The 21,746-nt window shown below is 37.3% G+C and carries 20 protein-coding genes and 2 riboswitches; of the genes, 2 read left to right on the forward strand and 18 right to left on the reverse strand.

The window, feature by feature from the left end; genetic code table 11:
• Window positions 1-16: 16 nt before the first annotated feature.
• The 5 genes from kdpB to A8L44_RS18190 form a co-directional block, all read right to left on the reverse strand.
• Window positions 17-2,056, reverse strand: coding sequence for a potassium-transporting ATPase subunit KdpB (gene kdpB, locus A8L44_RS18175; RefSeq protein WP_066109912.1), 2,040 nt, complete (start codon window positions 2,054-2,056; stop codon window positions 17-19).
• 30 nt (window positions 2,057-2,086) lie between these two features.
• Window positions 2,087-3,760 (reverse strand): potassium-transporting ATPase subunit KdpA, encoded by a 1,674-nt coding sequence (gene kdpA, locus A8L44_RS18180; RefSeq protein ID WP_066109915.1) that lies wholly within the window; start codon window positions 3,758-3,760, stop codon window positions 2,087-2,089.
• Window positions 3,761-3,789: 29 nt separating this feature from the next.
• Entirely contained in the window at window positions 3,790-3,867 is a 78-nt protein-coding gene (locus A8L44_RS19525) for a potassium-transporting ATPase subunit F (protein ID WP_077248205.1), read from the reverse strand.
• Between the two features lie 148 nt (window positions 3,868-4,015).
• Complete coding sequence (locus A8L44_RS18185) at window positions 4,016-4,402, reverse strand: hypothetical protein (protein WP_066109918.1); 387 nt, start codon at window positions 4,400-4,402, stop codon at window positions 4,016-4,018.
• Window positions 4,403-4,464: 62 nt separating this feature from the next.
• Window positions 4,465-4,650, reverse strand: a complete 186-nt coding sequence (locus A8L44_RS18190) for a hypothetical protein (RefSeq protein ID WP_066109921.1) — start codon at window positions 4,648-4,650, stop codon at window positions 4,465-4,467.
• Window positions 4,651-4,746: 96 nt separating this feature from the next.
• Window positions 4,747-4,886: riboswitch (cyclic di-AMP (ydaO/yuaA leader) on the reverse strand.
• Window positions 4,887-4,971: 85 nt separating this feature from the next.
• Window positions 4,972-5,112, reverse strand: a riboswitch (cyclic di-AMP (ydaO/yuaA leader).
• A gap of 356 nt (window positions 5,113-5,468) precedes the next feature.
• Here A8L44_RS18190 and A8L44_RS18195 point away from each other — a divergent pair.
• Complete coding sequence (locus A8L44_RS18195) at window positions 5,469-5,909, forward strand: general stress protein (RefSeq protein ID WP_066109924.1); 441 nt, start codon at window positions 5,469-5,471, stop codon at window positions 5,907-5,909.
• Window positions 5,910-6,066: 157 nt separating this feature from the next.
• On the opposite strand, the gene A8L44_RS18200 is transcribed toward A8L44_RS18195, so the two are convergent.
• The 5 genes from A8L44_RS18200 to A8L44_RS18215 form a co-directional block, all read right to left on the reverse strand.
• On the reverse strand, window positions 6,067-6,444 hold the full coding sequence (locus A8L44_RS18200) for an SLAP domain-containing protein (protein WP_066109927.1): 378 nt from the start codon (window positions 6,442-6,444) through the stop codon (window positions 6,067-6,069).
• Between the two features lie 263 nt (window positions 6,445-6,707).
• A complete protein-coding gene (locus A8L44_RS18650) occupies window positions 6,708-7,226 on the reverse strand; it encodes an FtsW/RodA/SpoVE family cell cycle protein (RefSeq protein ID WP_175354329.1) in 519 nt (172 codons plus the stop codon).
• On the reverse strand, window positions 7,198-8,010 hold the full coding sequence (locus A8L44_RS18655; RefSeq protein WP_077248201.1) for a permease prefix domain 1-containing protein: 813 nt from the start codon (window positions 8,008-8,010) through the stop codon (window positions 7,198-7,200). The genes A8L44_RS18650 and A8L44_RS18655 overlap by 29 nt, the downstream gene beginning before the upstream one ends.
• Before the next feature lie 5 nt (window positions 8,011-8,015).
• Entirely contained in the window at window positions 8,016-8,423 is a 408-nt protein-coding gene (locus A8L44_RS18210; RefSeq protein WP_066109930.1) for a PadR family transcriptional regulator, read from the reverse strand.
• The gene (locus A8L44_RS18215; protein WP_066109933.1) at window positions 8,408-8,962 is read right to left on the reverse strand and encodes a sigma-70 family RNA polymerase sigma factor; all 555 of its coding nucleotides are present in this window, start codon (window positions 8,960-8,962) and stop codon (window positions 8,408-8,410) included. Before A8L44_RS18215 ends, A8L44_RS18210 begins: the two co-directional genes overlap by 16 nt.
• A 351-nt stretch (window positions 8,963-9,313) precedes the next feature.
• Here A8L44_RS18215 and A8L44_RS18220 point away from each other — a divergent pair, with 351 nt between their 5' ends.
• A complete protein-coding gene (locus tag A8L44_RS18220) occupies window positions 9,314-10,330 on the forward strand; it encodes a zinc-dependent alcohol dehydrogenase (RefSeq protein WP_066109935.1) in 1,017 nt (338 codons plus the stop codon).
• Window positions 10,331-10,480: 150 nt separating this feature from the next.
• Here A8L44_RS18220 and A8L44_RS18225 read toward each other — a convergent pair whose 3' ends face one another.
• From A8L44_RS18225 to A8L44_RS18260, 8 genes are all read right to left on the reverse strand, one after another.
• The gene (locus A8L44_RS18225; protein ID WP_066109938.1) at window positions 10,481-11,197 is read right to left on the reverse strand and encodes a GntR family transcriptional regulator; all 717 of its coding nucleotides are present in this window, start codon (window positions 11,195-11,197) and stop codon (window positions 10,481-10,483) included.
• A gap of 168 nt (window positions 11,198-11,365) precedes the next feature.
• Window positions 11,366-13,162 (reverse strand): glycoside hydrolase family 3 protein, encoded by a 1,797-nt coding sequence (locus A8L44_RS18230; protein WP_217491089.1) that lies wholly within the window; start codon window positions 13,160-13,162, stop codon window positions 11,366-11,368.
• A gap of 93 nt (window positions 13,163-13,255) precedes the next feature.
• Window positions 13,256-14,665 carry an MFS transporter gene (locus A8L44_RS18235; RefSeq protein ID WP_066109943.1) on the reverse strand — a complete coding sequence of 470 codons (1,410 nt, stop codon included), beginning with the start codon at window positions 14,663-14,665 and terminating at the stop codon, window positions 13,256-13,258.
• Window positions 14,666-14,991: 326 nt separating this feature from the next.
• Window positions 14,992-15,915, reverse strand: a complete 924-nt coding sequence (locus A8L44_RS18240) for an AraC family transcriptional regulator (RefSeq protein WP_066109945.1) — start codon at window positions 15,913-15,915, stop codon at window positions 14,992-14,994.
• A gap of 450 nt (window positions 15,916-16,365) precedes the next feature.
• Window positions 16,366-17,049: a GntR family transcriptional regulator gene (locus A8L44_RS18245; RefSeq protein ID WP_066109948.1), complete on the reverse strand. Its 684-nt coding sequence runs from the start codon at window positions 17,047-17,049 to the stop codon at window positions 16,366-16,368.
• Between the two features lie 159 nt (window positions 17,050-17,208).
• On the reverse strand, window positions 17,209-19,005 hold the full coding sequence (locus tag A8L44_RS18250) for a glycoside hydrolase family 3 protein (RefSeq protein ID WP_066109952.1): 1,797 nt from the start codon (window positions 19,003-19,005) through the stop codon (window positions 17,209-17,211).
• Window positions 19,006-19,091: 86 nt separating this feature from the next.
• The gene (locus A8L44_RS18255) at window positions 19,092-20,408 is read right to left on the reverse strand and encodes an MFS transporter (RefSeq protein WP_077248202.1); all 1,317 of its coding nucleotides are present in this window, start codon (window positions 20,406-20,408) and stop codon (window positions 19,092-19,094) included.
• A 277-nt stretch (window positions 20,409-20,685) separates the two neighbouring features.
• Window positions 20,686-21,636, reverse strand: a complete 951-nt coding sequence (locus A8L44_RS18260) for an AraC family transcriptional regulator (RefSeq protein ID WP_077248203.1) — start codon at window positions 21,634-21,636, stop codon at window positions 20,686-20,688.
• Window positions 21,637-21,746 lie beyond the last annotated feature (110 nt).

Raw genomic sequence — 21,746 nt, forward strand, 5'->3', positions numbered from 1 at the left:
ACTTTATTAGTTATTTTTAAACAAGATTCATGACCATAAGCAAAGAATCGATTACCTTAATACCGATAAACGGAACAATGACTCCCCCGAACCCAAAAATCGTGAGGTTACGATTTAATAGTTTTGTAGAACTCATCGGTACATATTTAACACCCTTCATTGCCAGGGGTATAAGCAATGGAATGATAATTGCGTTAAAGATGAGTGCGGATAGAATCGCGCTTTGTGGTGTATTCAGATTCATAATATTTAGTGCCCCTATTTGCGGAATCGCCACCATAAACATAGCTGGGATAATCGCAAAGTATTTCGCAACATCATTAGCAATACTGAACGTAGTCAAAGCACCCCGTGTCATCAACAACTGCTTCCCAATGGCTACTACTTCAATGATCTTCGTTGGATCAGAATCTAAGTCAACCATGTTCGCCGCCTCTTTTGCTGCAATCGTTCCGCTATTCATCGCAAGACCAACGTCAGCCTGTGCGAGTGCCGGAGCATCATTCGTACCGTCCCCTGTCATCGCTACTAGCTTTCCTTCAGCTTGTTCCTTTTTAATAACGGAAATCTTATCTTCAGGCTTTGCCTCAGAGATGAAATCATCTACACCTGCTTCACGAGCGATCGTTGCGGCGGTCAGTGGGTTATCCCCTGTACACATGACGGTTTTTATCCCCATTTTTCGTAATTCGTCAAACCGTTCTTTCATTCCGGGTTTAACGGTATCTTTTAAATATATTAAGCCTAGAATTTTGTTTCCTTCTGCCACAGCAAGCGGTGTGCCACCTTCCATTGCGATTGTTTTTGTTTTACTATCAAGATCCTTTGGCACAGTCCCTCCCTGAGCGGTCACGTACTCTTTAATAGCATCCACGGCACCTTTTCTAATTTTCCGTCCATCCGCAAAGTCCGTTCCGCTCATTCGAGTTTCCGCTTTAAATTCAACACCTTCTGAATCAATTTCATGTCCCTCAGCTTCTAAAACACCTGATTTTTTTGCCAACTCAATGACCGACCGCCCCTCAGGAGTCTCATCATGAAGAGAGCTAGCTAGTGCGGCTTTATTCAGCTCCATTTGATCTAATTTTCCAACGGCCACAAATGCTGTAGCCATCCGATTCCCATGAGTTATCGTGCCTGTTTTATCGAGAATGATCGTATTAATATCCCCAGCTGCTTCCACCGCTTTACCTGACATAGCAATTACATTAAATTGAGTAACTCGGTCCATCCCGGCGACTCCGATCGCTGAAAGTAGTCCCCCGATCGTCGTAGGAATCAAACAAACAAGTAAGGCTACCAAAGTTGCGATTGGTATAGTAACTCCAACATAGGCAGCGATTGGAACCAGGGTCGTACAAACAATTAAGAATATCAACGTTAAGCTGACGAGCAATGTATTTAATGCAATTTCATTCGGTGTTTTTTGGCGCTTCGCTCCTTCAACCAAATGAATCATACGATCAAGGAAGGATTCACCCGGATCCGTCGTCACTCGAATCTTTAGCCTGTCACTAATTACTCGTGTACCACCGGTGACTGAGCTGAAATCTCCACCAGATTCTTTAATAACCGGTGCAGATTCACCCGTTATTGCTGATTCATCAACAGAGGCTACGCCTTCCATGATTTCCCCATCGGCAGGAATCAATTCAGTTGCTTTGACAACAACTATATCCCCTTTTCTCAATTCAGTTGATTGGACCATTTTGGTTGATCCATCTTTCAAAAGCAATCTGGCACTTGTATCTTGTTTTGTCTTTTTCAAGCTGTCAGCTTGTGCCTTACCTCTTCCTTCTGCTAAAGATTCCGCAAAGTTAGCGAATAGGATGGTTAGAAGTAAGATTGCACTTACACTCCCGTTGTAAATTGAACTCGCTCCCCCTCCAAATAGGGTGGGGAAAATGGTCAGGATTAGGGTGATAACAAACCCAACCTCTACTACAAACATGACTGGATTTTTAGCCATCAGACGCGGGTCCAGCTTTTTAAAAGCATCTATTAAAGCACGCTTGACTATAGCGTTATTAATTGCCGCTTTACGCTTTGTGTTCATTAGAATACTCCTTTACCTTCTTTTTCTTTATTAGCGAATCGATAAATACTCCGCAATTGGTCCGAGCGTGATAACTGGGAAGAATGTTAATGCCCCTACGATTAAAACCGTAGTCACCAGAAGAACGATGAATGTGGCGTTATCTGATTTAAACGTACCAATCGTTTCCGGAACAGGTTTTTTACTTAGTAACGATCCAGCTACAGCAAGCATGGCAATCATGGAGAAATAGCGGCCAAATAACATAACTAACCCTGTAGATATATTCCAAAACGGTGTATTATCACCTAAGCCTTCAAATCCTGATCCATTGTTCGCTGCAGATGAAGTGAATTCATAGATGACTTGAGTGATTCCATGGAACCCTGAATTTGAAATCGCTGATGACCCCATTTCTGTTGCCAGCGCAATGGCCGATGGAGCCAGAATGATTAATGGATGTATTAAAATGGTAATGGCTATTAATTTCATTTCTTTCGCTTCGATTTTACGCCCTAAAAATTCTGGTGTTCGCCCAACCATTAATCCTGCTAAGAAAACAGCAAGAATGGCATACATTAAAATATTTACAGTTCCAACACCGTCCCCGCCAAATACACAATTCAACATCATTTCTCCCAATGGAACCAACCCTCCAAGCGGGGTTAACGTATCATGCATATTGTTTACTGTGCCTGTCGTTGCAGCTGTTGTAACTGTTGTAAATAGAGCACTTTGGGCAATTCCAAACCTCACTTCCTTCCCTTCCATACTTCCATCTGATTGGGATAGGCCGATTTCTCGAAGCGCTGGATTTCCATTTGCTTCACTAAAATAGGCTAATGATAAGAACGCAAGAAACATAATTCCCATCGCGCTGAATAAAATCCAACCTTGCTTACGGCTTCTAGCCATATGTCCAAAAGCGATTGGCAGTGAAGCTGGTAGTAAAAACATGGATAAGATTTCAATAACGTTCGTGAGTGGTGTTGGATTCTCAAATGGATGTGCAGAGTTTACACCGAAAAATCCCCCGCCATTAGTCCCTAAATGCTTAATAGATTCCAAAGCTGCAACAGGTCCACGCGCAATCTGCTGTTCGGCACCCTCCAGGGTCGTAGCTGTAATCGTCGGCCCTATTGTTTGCGGAACTCCCTGACCTACTAGCACGATTCCAACCAGGATGGAAAGCGGGATCAGAATACGTGTATGGGCACGGATTAAATCCACATAAAAGTTACCTATGCTTTTTTGCCCTGTCAGGCCTCTCATAAAGGCGATACATAAAGCAATTCCTGTCGCTGGTGTTGTAAACATCAGAAAGATAATAACCATCATTTGTGATAAATAAGATAATCCTGATTCTCCGCTATAGTGTTGTAAATTAGTATTGGTTAAAAAACTCGCTACTGTATTAAAAGATAAGAACGGATCCATTGAAGCAATCCCACTTGGATTTCCCGGTAAAACACCTTGTAGACGAACGATTATATAACATATAGCAAACATTGCTATATTACTAACCAATAAAGCCTTTGCGTATTGCTTCCATTTCATATTCCCTTGCGAAATTCCTGACAGCTTATAAATTATTTTCTCTATTCCGCCAAATGCTCGATCAAGCTTTGTCTCTTCCAAAGAGAAAGCACGGGCTATGTAGCGCCCCATAGGTATAGCAAGCAATAAAAGAACTGCTAATACCAATGCTATTTGTATAAAATCCATTATTCTTTCCCCCATAGTGTTTTAATAAATTAATATCTCTCTGGATGAATTAAGGCATCAACCAAGTAAATCGCAAGTCCACCTACAACAATTCCTATAAAGATCATTTTTCTACCCCTCGTTCCTCAATCACATTGTCACAAAATTTGATAAATCCCCAAAATATTAGAAATGAACCTACTGCTAATCCAATTGAAATAAAATCCACAAGAACCTTCCTTTCATAAAATTAATTTTTTAATCCACAGCTAAAGGTTAAAGGTGATTGGTTAACCAACTATATGAGCTGCTTCCAGGTTTACTTATATAAACAAGTTTGGCGCCGAGCTTCTTGTAAAGCTGATAATCCCTGCTGCATTGTGTCGCAACAATGATTTTTCTCGTACCCAATTTAGAAAAGAAGGTAATCAATTCGAACCCTTCATTGATGGAATCTGAAATAATATAAACCTTGTTATATACCAAAAGTTCCTTTTCCATTTCAATTTGGTTATCTATTCTCCTGTTTCCATTTTCCGTGTTGTAAAGAGATTTAAAATATTGCTTATATGACAATACATCAAATGCCCTTGTTCTGAAGCTATTACTAGAAATCACTGATGTATAAAGATTGCCTTTGCCGATAATCAGCACGTTTCCCACTTTTAAATCCCCCTTAAATCTCATTGAAGGATAAAGCTGTCCTTTCTATATCCCATATTTGTTTATCGAATGATAGAAAGGACACGCCTTATTGCCCTTTTATCTAACTTTAGAGAAACCTTCGGATAAAATGAAATATTCATCTGGTTATTCTGGTAAACGATTGAACTAGCTCTTCTTGCATTCTCATCCTCTATTTTTGCTTTTTCCTCGAGCAGCTTAATATCCAGATAACTCATACGTAACATTTGGTTGGTTCCCCCTTAATTTTTGTTAAATTTTACCATTTAAAAAGCGCAAAAAAGCCCTCTGTATTACACAGTGGGCTTTAATCCAAAGGTAATACCTTCTCTCTTAACGCTTACGAGGTTAGCTGTCGGATTCGGGCCAAAAGAGTAGCCCTACCTTGTTAAGGATTCACCCCAAGTGACATTGTCACAAAAGTGGTTCCCCCGCTCTTTAAAAGACTCAGCGATTTAAGATATTAACGTATTAAATTGTTAAATTTCAAAAAAGACCACAGAGGTCTACCCTGTGGTCGAAATAACTTCTTCGACTCCCCAGTTACACCATCCTCTCCCTTAACGCTTACGAGGTTAGCTGTCGGATTCGGGCCAAAAGAGTAGCCCTACCTTGTTAAGGATTCACCCCAAGTGACATTGTCACAAAAGTGGTTCCCCCGCTCTTTCAAGATTCAGCGATTAAGAATGATTTAATTATGAGAGTAATACTACTCCGGTATTTTCCAGTTGTAAAGAGCATTGAAACCTCAAATTCTTCTGAAAATGCAAAAAAACAGTTAAATATAACCATTTAGGTTTACAGATGATACAAAACCTTTAAATTACTCAGTTATTCATTGTTTTATTAAGAATTAAATTTTATTTTTCGTAATTTTAAAGAGATAAAAAGCTGTTTACATATGAATGTTTGTCTGGCTTGAATATATTTATTTAACAAATAGAACTCTCTAATTTAATCGATCTATCCAGCACACCCAGGAAAAAGTGTCTAAAGATATTAAAACGGGTAAATAACCCATATTAATGAAATTGGGAGGTATAGAATGGGAGATTATGTGATTCACGTATATGAGAACGAACAACAAGCAGCAGATGCTATTGAGGAGTTTAAAAAGGAAGGCTATACTACTGATGAAATATCTGTGATTGCTAACCAAGCAAATGATTTATCCAAGATGTCGCAGGAAGTAAAAACGTCTACTATGGATGGAGCTATTGCGGGAGCTGCTACCGGAGGGGCACTCGGCATTGCCGGCGCACTCGCAGGATTACCGGCTGTATTGGTCCCAGGTTTGGGAGCAATTTTAGCTGCAGGTCCTGTTTTAACTATGCTCGGCGGTGCACTAGTTGGAGCTCGATCCAGTGAAGGCGGATTATTAAACTCTCTTATGAATATCGGACTATCTGAAGAGGACGCTCAACGTTACTCTAATGAAGTCCAGGATGGAAAATTCCTCGTCATACTTCATGCTAAATCTTCCTGATAATAAAAACGGCTTGATGATTCCTACTTGAATCAAGCCGTTTTATATTACCAATCCATGTTTGGATTTTACAGAAACTTTATTTATATTAAAAAACCTTTTACTATTTTCGATATAATTTTATTTAACTGATTTCGGAATTTTTCTCTGTTGAAAATCACACTGTCTCTAATCGTCCATTCTTAATAGGTATCTGTGTTTTGTAGCTTTCTTTTGGAAATATAAATGTCCATGGCATACTCACTTCATTTGGAATCACAAGATTATGTAAGGTAAATTCATTTTCCGCAATAACCTCTCCCTGAATTTTGTATCGTAATCCTGTGTTATTAAATGTAAGCGGCTGATCTGTAAAATTATGGACTAATACAGTCACAAGCAGTGCCTCTTTGTGGTTGATGGCTTCCCAGATAGGAGAGAAAATTACACCTGTGCCGTTTAGATGCTTTGTCTCTACAAATACTTTTTCTATATAGCTTCGGTCCTGGGCAGATAACGCTTTATCCCACGATTTTTCGAACTGCAAATGTTGCATGATTAAACACTCCTATTAGCTCATTGCTCCAAAATCCCACTATAATGAGGGATAAGTTAACCTTAACATAAAAATCCCACCTGTGTTTAACAGATGGGATTATATCATTATCCTCTAAGCATATTACGTCCGCCATTAACCGCGATGATTTGTCCGTTAATATAGCCTGAAATCCTTTTCGTGATTTCCCACTCTTATTTTCTGCCTATGGAAGATGATGTTAATTGGTTTGGTCCGAACCTCGCTTAAAAAGGATGCTAGGCCTAATTGACCTCGCACTCTCTTTCTGTCATTACACCATAATGCTTACGCCTGTAAACACTAAGTACAATTCCTATTAAAAACGCATTCAAAATCGTCGACATCCAGCCATAGCTGATAAACGGTAAGTAGATTGTCATAATCGGGACAAACCCGAATATCATCGCAATATTATAGAAAAATTGTAAAGAAAACAGGGCCAGAGCTCCGATAACAAGTAATTTTCCATATCTATTGCGTGCTCCTATCGCAATATACCCCATTCGAATCACAAATAATAGAAGAATAATCAGAACTGCCACGGTGACAACATACCCGAAATGAGAGGTCAGACCCGCCAATGCATAATCGGAATATGTTCCTGGAAGAACATTACCTTGGCCAGCAGAGCTTCCATACCATTTTGCTTCGGTCATCAGCTCCCTTAGTTGCACATACATATACCCTGAACCATCTGCATACTTCTCGGGATTTATATAGGCTGCTATCCGCTCATTCTGATAACCTTTTAAAGAAGGCAAAACGGCTACCAACCCAATTATGAATGCTGTAATCGTACTTGCGGTTATATAATAATGCAGTTTTCTTACTTAAATGGCTCCACCATAACATAATCAAAACTGTCATTCCATAGATAAATGAGATTGCTAGGTCTGGAACCATTAAGAAAAGATAAAAGGAGTAGATAAACAAAAGAAAAAGCTGCCAAACTTTCAATTTCTTATTCTGAAAAAATTGAGCCCAAGCCAGGAAAAAGAACGGCAATGCAATCCAACAATTGAATGAACCAAGCATTGGTATACCAAAATAAGGTTCCCCATTGATTGTATAAGACGGAATTAGCCGTAACCCATAGAGTATAGCTACACCAACCAGATAAAAGGCCCAACTCCATCTTTGCAGCTTCCGATAGTCAAAGTACATAATCCCAATTGCCAGCGCTATGCCTAGCAGACCAAAAATCACTCTATTCCGCATAAATGAATCCTGTATTTCCACTTGTGACGAATCCATTGATAAAATCGGGAGAAATCCAAGCATCATCACTGCTGCTAACAGGGAAAAAAGCAGCCAATCCACTTTCGGTCGGTATAGCTTGTTCATCTTCTCACCAAGCTTATACGGATCTCCCATTTGCTTAATCGCCTTCTCCTGTGCCTCCGTAGCCGACAGCCCTTTCCCCAGCCAATATTCCTTTGCTTCCTTAAGATGATAATTCAATTCTTTTTCAACACTTACCTTCGCTTCCTTTGAGCGAATTTGCCCGATAACTTCTCCCAAAAAGCGTTCTCTATCATTGACCATTCTAATCACCTCTCCGCCTGTCCTCTCAAGGTAAGACTAGCTAGCCATACTCGTTCATCAGACTTTTCAAGCGCACGCCTCCCCTTGTCGGTCAGCTGATACTTTTTTTCTCCTGATGATCCCCATGAAGCCGTAATGATTCCCGCTAGCTCCTGTTCATGCAAAAACGCATATATAGAACCTTCCTCGTCCTCATACTTTCTTATGCCTCTTACTGCAAGAAGCCTTGTTAATTCAAAGCCTGTCCTTTCCTTTAAAAGAAGCTGGAGGAGGTTAATGAACATATCCTGCTCGCTGAATGATTCTTTTGCGATGGACTTATGAATGCGTTTTTTCATAGTTTCTGAGAAATCTAGCTCCCGCATGCAAGTTTCCTTCATAGCCTTTTTAAGACCCTTCAACCGTTCTTCCATTCGCTATATCCCTCCCAACTATCCTTTAAAAGTGCCTTCGCCCTGCGGAGTCTCGTTTTCACTGTATTGTTATTAATATATAGTACCTGCGCCATTTCACGAATGGGCATCTCCTCAAAATAATGAAGATAGATGACTTCCCGATATTTAATCGGCAGATGCATAACAGAATGCGCCAGACGTTCTTCCTCATCTTGCCGAATAACCGCTTGTTCAGTGCTATGCCCACTTTCACCAGAATAAATGTATTCATCACTTGAGAGGAAGACATGGTTTTTGTACCAGCTTTTCAAATAATCCTTGCAATGATTAATAGCTATTCTCCACAACCATGTCCTAATTTTTGATTTCCCCTTATATGTATGAAGGGATTGATAGCATTTTACAAAGATATCTTGGGTAAGGTCCTCAGCAAGTTCACGATTCTTCACATAAGAATAGGAGAGTTGTAAAATTTCTTGCCCATATTGGTCCATCAGTTCGTCGATGATGATCTCCTTTTCCTCAATAACGAGGCGTTCCATTGTTATTTCATCCACTATTTCTCCCCCTTCCTAAATATTGACGAGGCTATTCCGTTTCCGGTTTTAATTTTTTAAAATAAAGTTTCTTTCAGTTACTCAGGTTTCGGAGAGTCTGTCGGTCTCATTAATAATTTTCAGATAAATCCGTTTACAAACAATACCAATAGCAATACTGATTACTTGTCAATAATTAATAGAAATTACAGATATATAGATTTCAAATACTATATACATATATTACCACCTATAATAAATATCTTTGGGAGATTAGTAACATTTTTATTGTTCATATAAAAGGTTCCAAATTGCTCTGGTATATTAATTGTCATAAAATTAAGTATACTTATAAAAATTGGGGTGAATGAGATGAAAGCAGGAGTTTATCATGGCTTAAATGATGTACGAGTTGAAGAGTTACCAATGCCAACAATCGGACCGAAGGATGTATTATTGCGTACATTGCGTTGTGGTATTTGCGGTACAGATATAAATATTGTAAAAGCTGGTGCCGGAAATATGGGCATCCGTTATGAAAAAGAATTTGGGCATGAATTTTTCGGTGAAGTCGCAGAGGTTGGTTCAGAGGTAAAGGACATTCAAGTTGGAATGCGCGTTGGGGTGAATCCGATTACCGCTAAACGAGTTGGTAAGGCACTTTCTTGTGAAGCAGGCGGATTTTCTCAATTTGTGGTCATCGAAGATGCAGCCTTAAATCATAACTTATACACTTTCTCAGATGAAGTAACACCTGAAGAAGCGGCATTAATGGAGCCGATGAGCGTTGGTTTTCATGGTGCTTTCTCAACTAACCCTAAACCAGGTGAACATATCGTAGTACTTGGTGCCGGTCCGATCGGATTATCAGCTGCTGCCGGCTTGATCGGAGAAGGTATTAAAGATGTGGTTGTAGTAGATATCAATGATTGGCGTTTAGCTAAAGCTCAAGAATTAGGTGCGAAAACAATCAATACCACTAAACAGGATCTAGCCACAACACTTGTTGAATATTTCGGCACAGCTGAATACTATGGTTTTCCACTTCCAAATGTGGATGCTTTTATTGATGCTGCCGGTGCTCCTCCATTATTTGAACAAGCATTCAAAATGGCAAAACCTGATGCTCGTTTTGCCATTGTTGCCGTGTACAAACAAGACGTACCAGTAAGTTTCTCGGATATTATGAGTAAAGAAGTAAAAATTATTGGTGCAAGCGGATATACACATGAAGATATCGTACGTGTTGTTGATCATATTGAGAAGAAAAAAACACCAATCGCAACAATGGTAACGCAAGTCTATAAATTAGACGACCTTTCAAAGGCTTTTGACACAGCTATCGCTGCCAATGAAACGATTAAAGTTGTTGTAGATCTTACTGATTAATAATTCATCGTGCATTAAAGACACTAAAGACTCTTTAATATTATAAAAATTACAATCGACATTTTTATGTTAATAACTTAAAAAGAAGTCCCTTAAAAGTGCGTAGCTTTTGAGAGGCTTCTTTGTAATTTTTATTACGTTAACGTAAGATCATGTTGTAGCCATGAATATTTTGCGCTCATTCTTCTCGCAGATTTCTTCTTTATACCTTCTCCAATAATCTAGTGGTTTGAATATATGTTTTTTAAGAGTATCTTCCACTCGTTCCATCTCTTTATTCTCAATTATAGAAAGTATATTTCTATGTTCAGCAATCATCTGTTCAAAATGATGTTGGCTAAAGTTAATCATTCGGTGATAATCCATATTCATACGTGAAATTGCTTTCCAAGTATTATCCCTATGATGGCCTCGGAAGATAATCGAATGAAAGCCATCATCTAATTCATTAAATTGTCTAGTCATCTTTTTTGGACTCAGTGTGTTTTGTTGAATCAACAGTATTTCTTGAAGATCAAGATTTCTCCTTAACTGATCAACATTCTCTTCAGAAAAATAATTACATGCTGATTTTAAATATTTCTTTTCTAAGTCAAACCACATAAACGACGCTTCTTCAACCAATTCCAAATTTATTCTTGAAACATATGACCCAACTTGTGGAATAACATCTACAAGATGCTCTTGATGTAGTTTCCATAACGCACTTTTTATAGGCGTACTTGATACTTTTAATGCCTCAGTCAGTTCTCCAACACTCAATAACTGTCCAGGCAGTAATTCTAATGATAATATCCCTTCTTTAATTGCTCTATACGAGTAGTTATTATTATTCTCACCTGGTAACCTTGATAACATTTTCACCATACTTAGTCTCACTCCTATTAGAGAAAACACTGCTAGTCTCTGTTCAAAGCTTTATATAAGTAAAGAAGATAGTTAAATTCCGTCTAACTATCTTCTTACCTACGGCAGAAATGAAATGATGTTTTAAATTACATAATCTAAAAACCTATTATTTATATAAACACTTCATTAAATTCTTGTATCGATAAATCCACAAAATGCATCGACAGGGCTTACACCTTTAAATTCTGAACGTCCTAACAATTTATCAACTATTGCAGATAATGTATGTTCATGACTATCATAGGCATTTATGTATGTCTTAACTTGCGGTACATCTGCTAAATGGAATGGACATTGTAAAGATATAAATATTGTCGGTACTTCATTTACATAGAACGGTATATCTGGAGTTCCCTTTGAAGGATTCCATTGAATACGCTGATCTGTGCTTGGTGGTACGTCTGCTATGTTTATGATTAAATCATACTTACTTGTTAAATCAGATATTGGACGTTTTTGAGCATATACGTTCATGACTGCACCTAACATTTCTTGTGGTGGAAGTTTTAATATCTTATCTATTGCAGATTCATATATTTCAACTTCAAAACCTGCTTTTTCAAGTAATTCCTTCATTAATTCGATTGGCTTTTTCTTACCAACCGACATAGCAGCCATGATTTTACCATAAGCAGATTCTGGTCCTTTTACATCAACAAGTAAAACCCTCTTATTCTTTTCTGGATTGATTGGTAATAATTCCTGCTTATTCTTCACTAATGTGATCGCTTTATCTGATATTTCTGGTGCAACAGCCTTATTTGCTTCTGTTCCGATTTTAGCCATGGCTTCTTCTTTTGGCTGTAAAATTTCAGTTTTAGCTTTTGTGTGTAATCCTAAAGATGCTTTCAATCCTAATATACGAGTTAATGCCTCTTCAAGTCTTTCTTCAGTGATGATTCCTTTTTTATAGCCTTCCATCATCCAGTTGAAGTCTTCCTCCGGGTCATTGAAGAATAAGAATAAGTCACAACCAGCAGCTATAGCTGTAGGTAACATCTCACTGCGCTTCATAGCAGATGTCATCGCTACCATGTGAGAAGCATCCGTTACGATTACACCATTAAAGTTCAATTTATCTCTTAATAGATTTTGTAAGACGATATTACTTAAACTTGATGGTGTTGCTAACTCTTCAATCGTTGCATCTGGTTTAAAGTGACGTACATATTCCGGTAAAGCGATGTGTCCTGACATGATAGAAGGTAATCCCGCTTCTATTAATCCTCCATATACTTTTCCGAATGTATTATCCCACTCTTCTACTGTTAACGTGTTTGGAGCAAATGATAAGTGATGATCCCTTTCATCTACGCCATCTCCAGGGAAGTGCTTAGCAGCTGGAGCTATACCACTTTCCATTATTCCTCTCATATATTCTAAAGAGTATTCTAAAACTTGCTCTGCTTTATTGGAGTAGCAACGAGTAGATATTACTGGGTTTCTCCAGTTCATATCGATATCAACAACTGGTGCAAAGCTCCAGTTACACCCGATAGCAGCAGCTTCCTCTCCGGATACTCTCCCCAATTCATAAGCATACTTAGGATCATTTGTAGCACCTATTTTTACTTGATGACCTACATATGTACCATCTATACAAGCACCATTTCCACCGCACTCTGTATTTGCAGCTATTAATAGAGGAACCTTACTATTTTCTTGTAAGATTTTATTTTGGTCATATACTTGTTCAGCTGTAGCTGGATTGTAACGAACGGCACCGATATGATAAGTAGCTAACATTCCTTTTAAATACTCTTCATCGCGGCTGGCTCCCATGTTTACGAATAACTGACCGATTTTTTCCTCGATTGTCATCTCTGCAATTGTATCTTCTACCCATTTAATATCTTTATCTGTTAAATTAAACGGTTTTGCTTTTAAATCTACCATCATTGTTTTTTCCTTTAAGTCGATCATTAACTAAATCCTCCACCGTAAAATATCTAGAATTGGCTCTAATGATTATTCATACCAATTAGAGCCAATAATTCATCCTTAATCTTCAATTCATTAACTATTTGCATTACGTTTTGCTTCTAATTCTTTACTTAATTCAATTGTTTTTTGCTTGTTTAAAGGATACATGAATAAAACAACTGCAATGATTCCGTATAATACACCCGGCACTAATGTACCTAGCATGTAAATACCATCTAATACTTCTTGTGGTTGCGTACCTAATGTAGCATTATAACCAACAGCGGCGATTGCCACCCCACCGATACCACCAGCTACTGCTTGTCCTATTTTTCTAGACATAGAAACAATAGAATAAACCGTTGCATCTTCTCGTAATGATGTTAGGTATTCATGATAGTCAATAACATCTGAAATGAATGCATAAGTAATAAAACTATAGAAACTCATGCCCATCATAGCTAGTGCTACAATAGCGATAAACGGCATTGTTTCAATACCTTTTAAGAAGAATAGCGCAATGTATATAACACTTGCAAATGCCATTCCGACAATTGAGATTTCCTTTTTACCAAACTTTGCAACTAGTGGCTTAACTAATGGAACTGTAATGAACATTGACGCCATTTGAACAAGTCCAATTATACTTAGCGCTGCTGCATTACCGAAATAATCTTTGAACAAGTACGTATTAACTGCCATAACAATAAAAGATGTTAACATAGTCATGAGTGATGCTGTTAGTACCCATAGGAATGGTTTATTTTTCACTAAGCTTTTCAAAGAACGCAGGAAATCACCCTTCTTCACTTCTTTTGCTGGTGCCTCAATACGTTCTGTTGAAAGTTTGTAGCAACCAATATAACAAGCAATTGCTAACACACCGAAGATACAAGCTGTCATGAACATGCGATCTGCACTAATTTTGTTATCAATAAATACAATCATTGGTCCAAGAACATTAATAATAAGACCTGCTAAGCTAGCACCTACTGTACGCCATGTAGACAATGTTGTTCTTTCAACTGGATCAGCTGTAATAACAGAAGCCATTGATCCATAAGGAATATTAACTGTACTGTATAATGTACCCCAAACAATATATGTCACAAATGCCCATGCTAGATAGAATCCATCTGACATTCCAGGAATGGTTGTGAACATTAAAACACCTGTAAATACTAATGGGAATGACATACGCAATATCCAAGGCTTAAACTTTCCATTTTTTGTTGTTGGTCGTGTATCAATAAAACGTCCCCAAGCTACATCAGCAAATGCGTCCCATAGTCGAGCGACCATAAATAATACCCCTACTGTTGCAGCACTAATATGGAAAATATCTGTATAAAATACCATTAAAAATGTACTAGTTAATAAGAAAAAGAAATCGTTTCCAAAGTCACCTAGTAAATAGCCTACTTTATCTCGTAAGCCGAATGGTCTTACCGTACTAGAGTTAAGTTGTTCCTCCTGCTGGAGTACTGGTTCTCTCATGCTCATTTAGTTATCCTCCTTAATCTATCCAACAAATATAATTTGCTCAGTATTGAGCATAATTAACTAAACATATACCTTCTTTTTCTTAAGATAGAAGGGTGTTTACTCTTATGAACGGAACAGCCTTACATTTGCTCAATATTGAGCATAATTTATTAAAGTTTTATTTATAATTTGGTATGTATATTGTGTTCTTCTTTCTTTGTTACATAAATCGAGATATTGCTCAATATTGAGCATATTCAATCAAAGTTACTTATAAATTGGTATGAGTGTTGTTTTCTAACTTTTTGATATAGAAAATTTAGATTGCTCAGTACTGAGCATAATTAACCAAAAGTTTGTCTTCCTTTCATTTTCCGATAACTAGTTGGTGTCATCCCAATTCTCTCTTTAAAAAAGCGACTGAAGTGGGCGGCACTTCCAAAACCCGTCGAGCGGAATATGTCTTCCAGTGATTGATCAAGCTTCATTTCCAATAAATACTTTACCTGAATCAGTCTGCATTCCATTACATATTCCATGACCGTATAGCCAGTAACCTCTTTAAAGACATGGGATACATAGTATTTATTTAGATTAAACTCTTTTGCAATACGTTCTAAGCTGATTTTTTCGCAATAGTGCTGATTAATCCATGAGAGAATATTCTCAGCATGCTGTTTCTTTTCTGTCTTCTTTTGTTCGACGTGCAACTGTGAACATTGGCTCATTTTATAAATCTTCATCAATAGTTGGAGAAATTCTATTTTCAGTTCTGTTTCTAATATCGAATTTATTTTACCTGTAGATTGAAACTCCTGATCGATTATCTCCAGTTGCTTTGCGAACCATTTAATTTTCTCTGCAACATATTTACCCGAAGCATCAAATCCAGTTCGCAAAATACAGTTATTCAGCTTTTGAAAAGGGTCCAAAAGATTTGGCATGCCCAAAACAGGAAATAACCTCCCTAACCAAGCTGGTGAAAAATGAATGGTACTCCTTACATAGGTATCAGGAGAAACAGTATTTGTCTTATGTAAAGTAAATCTGTCCAAAAGAATGATATCTCCTGGTTGTAAGTCATACATTTTATTATGAATAAAATAATTACACTGCCCCTCTTCAAAGACATAAATCTCATATGTACCATGTGTTTCAAATTGATTAAATCCAGTCACATCTGTATTTAATCCTTGAAGACGATAAGAAGCCAAAATAGATCCATCTAAAACTTTAGGTTGATAAATATCCTTTGCCCATTTATTCACTACTTTTCACACTCCCGGAAGTCAGCGTTCTTAAAGGGCATTCTTTAGAACACCTACTTATTATACTAGTATATCAATAAATAAAATTCATTACATGAAAGTGCTTACTTTTTTAAGTTTTTTGATTTATTTTGCTAATACGTATTGAGACCTAAAATTATATTGATATAGGAAATATTTATTTTACACAATCCCGTTAAAGGTTAGACATTGAAACATAGACTTGATTGTATAATCTAAGCATGTTGGAAAACCCATCAAATATAAAAAGAGTTACCGTCAGGAAATATTCTTCTGGCAACTCTTTTTATTGGTTAGATTAACCTTTCGAAACTTTTGGGTAGCTTCAACATGATTAAATCGATATATCATCCATTTATATTTGGATATCTTTGTTTTGAGGCTTTTTCAGTTGTGTAATGCTTTCTTTCTCATTTCACTAACACTTTTCTAACATACTTCCTCTTTATATACATTTCTCCAATCATCTATTGGTTTAAATATATGTTTTTCAAGAGCTCTTTCTACTCTTTCTATCTCTTTATTTTCGATTATGGAAATAATTTCTTTGTGTTCGGCAATCATTTGTTCAAAAGGATGTTGGCTAAAGCTAATCATTCGGTGATAATCCAGCGTCATATGAGAAATTGCTTTCCATGTATTAGTTCTATGATGTGCATGAAAGATAATCGAATGAAACTGATCATCCAACTCATTAAATTTCCTGGCCAGCTCTTTTTGATTCATTATGTCCTTTTGACCCAACAGCGTCTCTTGAAGAATAAGATTCATCTTCAACTGATTCATATGTTCTTTAGAAAAAGAATGACAAGCTGATTTCAAGTATTCTTTTTCTAAGTCGAACCACATATATGCTGCTTCCTCAACTAATTCCAAATTGATTCTTGAAACATAGGATCCTACTTGGGGGATTACATCTACGAGGTGTTCCTGCTGAAGCTTCCATATAGCAATTTTAATAGGTGTACTTGAGACGTTAAGAGCCTCTGTTAGTTCTCCCAAACTCAATAATTGTCCAGGCAGTAAATTCAATGATACGATTCCTTCTTTTATGGCTCTGTATGCATAGCTATTATTGTTCTCACCAGATAATCTGGATACCATTTTTACCATATTTCATTATCACTCCTCTCTACTAGTACACTATTCACTCTTTATAAAAAGTAAAGAAGATAGTTAAGTTCAGTTAAGTTAACCTCGCTCTAACTACCTTCTTATTTAAAGATTATGATTTAAATCGCACAATCAACGAATTTTTATAAAAAATTCTAATTAAAGTTGTGCATCGATAAATCCACAGAATGCATCAACAGGGCTTACACCTTTGAATTCTGAACGTCCCAATAATTTATCAACGATCGCAGTCACCGTATGATCATGACTATCATATGCATTAATATATGTCTTAATTTGCGGTACATCTGCCAAGTGGAACGGGCATTGTAAAGAAATAAAGATAGTCGGTACTTCATTTACATAGAACGGTATATCTGGAGTTCCCTTCAGAGGAGCCCATTGTATACGTTGGTCTGTAGTCGGTGCTACATCTGCTATGTTGATGATTAAATCATAATTATTTGTCAGTTCAGCAATTGGGCGTTTTTGAGCGTATACGTTCATGATTGCACCCATCATTTCTTGTGGAGGAAGTTTCATCAGCTTATCGATTGGTGATTCGTAGATTTCAACTTCGAATCCTGCTTTCTCAAGCAGTTCCTTCATTAATTCGATTGGTTTCTTCTTACCAGCTGTCATAGCAGCCATTAACTTACCATATGCGGATTCTGGTCCTTTTACTTCAACAAGTAAAACCTTCTTATTCTTTTCTGGATTGATTGGTAATAATTCCTGTTTATTCTTCACTAATGTGATCGCTTTATCTGAAATTTCCGGTGCAATAGCCATATTTTTTTCTGTTCTCATTTTAGCCATTGCTACTTCTTTTGGCTGTAAAATTTCAGTCTTAGCTTTTGCATGCAATCCTAAAGAAGCTTTCAATCCTAAAATACGAGTTAATGCTTCTTCAAGTCTTTGTTCAGTGATAATTCCTTTTTCATATCCTTCCATCATCCACTTGAAGTCTTCTTCTGGGTCATTGAAGAATAAGAATAAATCACAACCAGCAGCTATTGCTGTAGGAAGCATGTCTTTCCGCTTCATAGCAGATGTCATAGCTACCATATGGGAAGCATCAGATACGATTACACCATTGAAGTTTAATTTATCTCTTAATAGATTTTGTAATACGATATTACTTAAACTTGCTGGTGTTGCTAACTCTTCAATAGTCGCATCTGGTTTGAAATGACGTACATATTCCGGTAAAGCCATATGTCCTGTCATGATAGACGGTAGTCCAGCTTCTATTAATCCTCCATAAACTTTTCCGAATGTGTTATCCCACTCTTCTACTGTTAATGTGTTTGGAGCAAATGATAAGTGATGGTCCCTTTCATCTACACCATCCCCTGGGAAGTGCTTAGCAGCCGGAGCTACACCACTTTCCATAATTCCTCTCATATATTCTAAAGAGTATTCTAAAACTTGCTCTGCTTTATTGGAATAGCAACGAGTAGAGATTACTGGGTTTCTCCAGTTCATGTCGATATCAACAACTGGTGCAAAACTCCAGTTACATCCGATAGCAGCTGCTTCTTCACCAGATACTCTACCCAATTCATAAGCATACTTAGGATCATTTGTAGCACCAATTTTAACTTGGTTTGCTACATATGTGCCATCTATACAAGCGCCATTTCCGCCGTTCTCCGTGTTTGCAGCGATTAATAAAGGTATTTTACTATTTTCTTGTAAGATTTTATTTTGATCGTATACTTGCTCAGCTGTAGCCGGGTTGTAACGAACCGCACCGATATGGTAGCTATCTAATACTCCTTTTAAGTACTCTTCATCACGGCTAGCACCCATGTTTACGAATAACTGACCGATTTTCTCCTCAATTGTCATATTAGCAATGGTTTCTTCAACCCATTTAATAGCTTCATCTGTTAAATTAAAAGGTTTTGCTTTTAAATCTACCGTTACCGCTCTTTCCTTTAACTCTATCATTATTGGATCCTCCGCAATAAAAATATTTAAGATTGGACCGAATGGAGTAATTCGGTCCAATCTTTTATCCTAGATGATTCAACTGATTAATTGTTTGCTCTTTTCGCTGCTAAATCTTCAGCAAGTTGAGCTGTTTTCTTTTTATTTAATGGATACATAAACAAGACTAAAACAACTAGACCATAAAGAATGGCTGGTACGATTGTACCTAACGCATAGATTCCATCTAGCACTTCTTGTGTTTGTGTTCCACGTGTTGCATCATAACCAACAGCGGCAATTGCAGCACCGCCGATACCGCCAGCTAAAGCAAGACCTACTTTTCTTGCCATTGCAATGACAGAGTAAACGGTCGCATCTTCTCTCATTGAAGTTTTATATTCATGGTAATCCGTAACGTCAGTAATGAAGGCCCAAGTCACAAAGTTATAGAGATACATACTAAATGTACCCACTGCCGCAAAGGCCACAAATTGAATTGCTGACAGACCTTTTAAGAAAAATAATAGTGTATAGACAATAGTAGTAATTGACATACCGATTAAAGCTGTTTCTTTTTTACCAAATTTCGCAACTAACGGCTTTACTAATGGAAGACATAAAAACATAGATACCATTTGTATTGCCCCAATCAAACTTAAAGCAGATGCATCTCCGAAATAATCTTTAAACAAATAAATATTAACAGTAGTTAGTAGGTATTGTACTAACATAGCTATAAGCGAAGCTGACAAGACCCAAACAAATGGTTTATTAGTCATTAAGCTTTTCATGGAGCGAAGGAAAGCACCTTTTTCCACTTCTTTTGTCGGTGCCACGATACGTTCTGTAGAGAGTTTATAACAACCGAAATAACATGCAATTGCCAAAACGCCAAACACAGCCGCAGCCATGAACATACGGTTTGCATCAATTTTATTGTCTACAAACACAATCACTGGTCCCAAAACATTGATAATTAAACCTGCTAAGCTTGCCCCTACTGTACGCCATGTTGATAATGAAGTACGTTCTACAGAATCAGCTGTCATAACGGATGCCATTGATCCATATGGAATACTAACAGTCGCATACAATGTACCCCATACAATGTAAGTCACAAATGCCCATGCCAGGTAGAAACCATCAGACATACCAGGTATTGTCGTGAACATTAAAACACCTGTGAATACTAGTGGGAAAGACATGCGCAGAACCCATGGTTTATACTTTCCATGTTTCGTCGCTGGTCTTGTATCAATGAATCGGCCCCAAGCCACATCAGCAAATGCATCCCAAAGTCGGGCAACCATAAATAATACCCCGACTGTTGCAGCATTAATATGGAAAATATCTGTATAAAATACCATTAAGAATGTGCTGGCAAGCAAGAAAAAGAAGTCGTTTCCAAAATCACCCAGCAAATAGCCGACTTTATCTCGTAATCCGAATGGTCTTACTGAATTAGATTCAACTTGTTCCTCCTGTTAGAGTGCTGGTTCTCTCATACTCATTTGTTTTCCTCCTTAATCCATTAAAGTTTGCTCATCTTTGAGCATATTTAGTGAAAAAATTCCTTATTTACACATTATTTCTCTTATAAGAATGCTATGTTCCCATCCTTATTATAATCTTCTAAAATCTAACAGATATTGCTCAATTGTGAGCATACTAAATTACATTTTGCTTCTAATCTAACAATTAAACTTTGCTCACAGAAGAGCAAGATGGATCAAACGTTTGGCTTCTTTTCATCTTTCGATAACTGGTAGGTGTCATCCCGATTCTTTCTTTAAAAAAGCGGCTGAAATGGGCAGCACTTTCAAACCCAGTTGATAGAAAAATGTCTTCCATTGATTGATCAGGTTTCATTTCCAATAAATACTTTACCTGAATTAGCCTGCATTCCATTACATATTGCATGACTGTATATCCGGTAACCTCTTTAAAAACATGAGAAACGTAGTACTTATTTAAATTTAACTCTTTAGCAATACGTTCCAAGCTGACTTTTTCACAGTAGTGTTGATTAATCCACGAGGCAATGTTTTCAGCATGTCGCTTTTTTTCCGTTTTCTTCTGTACGACTCGGAGTTGTTGACATTCGCTCATTTTATAAATTTTTATCAACAGTTGAAGAAATTCAACCTTCAGTTCAGTTTCCAATAGGACATTGATTTTACCTGTACATTTATATTCCTCGTCTATAGCTTCCAACTGCTTTTCAAGCCACTTAATTTTCTCAGCCACATACTGACCTGAGGAATCAAATCCTGTCCGCAGTATACAGTTATTCAGCTTTTGAAAAGGATCCAAAAGATTTGGCATTCCTATTACAGACAACATACTCTCCAACCACACTGGAGAAAAATGAACCATACTCCGTACATAGGTATCAGGAGATGTGGTATTTGACTTATGCAAAGTTAATCCATCCAAAAGAATGATATCTCCTGGCTGCAGATCATATATTTTATTATGAATAAAATAATTGCATTGCCCTTCTTCAAGTACATAAATCTCATATGTACTGTGTGATTCGAATTGATGAAACCCAGTCATATGTTTATTCAATCCTTGAAGACGATAAAAAGCCAAGATGGATTCATTCAACACTTTAGGTTGATAAAAATCCCTCGCCCTATTTTTCACTACTGTTCACACTCCCGGAAGTCAGTGTTCTAGAGGAATCTTTTTGGAACACCTTTTATTATACTAGTATACTAACAAGAAAAAATCATTTCATGAAAGTGCTTTCTACT

Origin of the sequence: Bacillus sp. FJAT-27986 (genome assembly GCF_001685035.1) — a bacterium.
In the GTDB taxonomy this organism is placed as follows: Bacteria; Bacillota; Bacilli; order Bacillales; family Pradoshiaceae; genus Pradoshia.